This is a genomic window from Paracoccus sp. P2 (assembly GCF_046335115.1).
GTDB lineage: Bacteria > Pseudomonadota > Alphaproteobacteria > Rhodobacterales > Rhodobacteraceae > Paracoccus > Paracoccus pantotrophus.
In genome coordinates, this window is record NZ_JBGOSN010000168.1 from 1 (window position 1) to 861 (window position 861).

Here is an 861-nt window from a genome sequence, read left to right on the forward strand (position 1 = left end):
CTGCCAACATTCCTGCGCGAACATCAGAAGCTGGCCCGGCAATGCGCGGCCGAAGGCATGGACCATGTCCGCTACCTTGCCCGCCTCGTCGAACTGGAGCTGATTGACCGGGAGCGGCGGATGGTCGAGCGCCGCATCAAGGCCGCCAAATTCCCCGCGGTCAAAAGCCTCGACAGCTTCGACTTCAGCGCCATTCCGAAGCTCAACAAGATGCAGGTGCTGGAACTGGCCCGCTGCGAATGGATCGACCGTCGCGAGAACGTCATTGCCCTCGGCCCAAGTGGCACGGGCAAGACGCATATCGCCCTTGGCCTCGGACTGGCGGCTTGTCAGAAGGGGCTCTCCGTGGGCTTCACCACCGCCGCGAGCCTGGTCAGTGAGATGATGGAGGCCCGCGACGAGCGCCGTCTGCTTCGCTTTCAGAAGCAAATGGCCGGTTACAAGTTGCTGATCATCGACGAACTGGGCTTTGTGCCGCTGTCCAAGACCGGCGCCGAATTGTTGTTCGAGCTGATCTCGCAACGTTACGAGCGCGGCGCGACCTTGATTACCAGCAATCTGCCCTTCGATGAATGGACCGAGACCTTCGGCTCCGAGCGCCTCACCGGCGCACTGCTCGACAGGCTGACCCATCACGTCAGCATCCTCGAGATGAACGGCGAGAGTTATCGTCTCGCCAACAGCACTGCCCGAAAGCAGCAACAAAAGTCCTGAAATCAGATGGTGCTGTTTTGGCCCAAGGGGCCAATGCGCCATGGCACGCGCCAGCTATCTGGTAAGCGCGCGCGCCATGGCGCCGGTCACCGCCGCGTGGCCGGATTTTACTCCGCCGCGTGGCCGGATATTGCACCGCCGTTGACA

The 861-nt window shown here is 61.9% G+C and carries 1 protein-coding gene; it reads left to right on the top strand.

Annotated elements, in window-relative coordinates; translation table 11 throughout:
• A partial coding sequence (istB, locus tag ACDP63_RS25030) for an IS21-like element helper ATPase IstB (RefSeq protein WP_409928877.1) occupies nt 1-714 on the top strand: 714 nt, incomplete at its 5' end.
• Between the last annotated feature and the right edge of the window lie 147 nt (nt 715-861).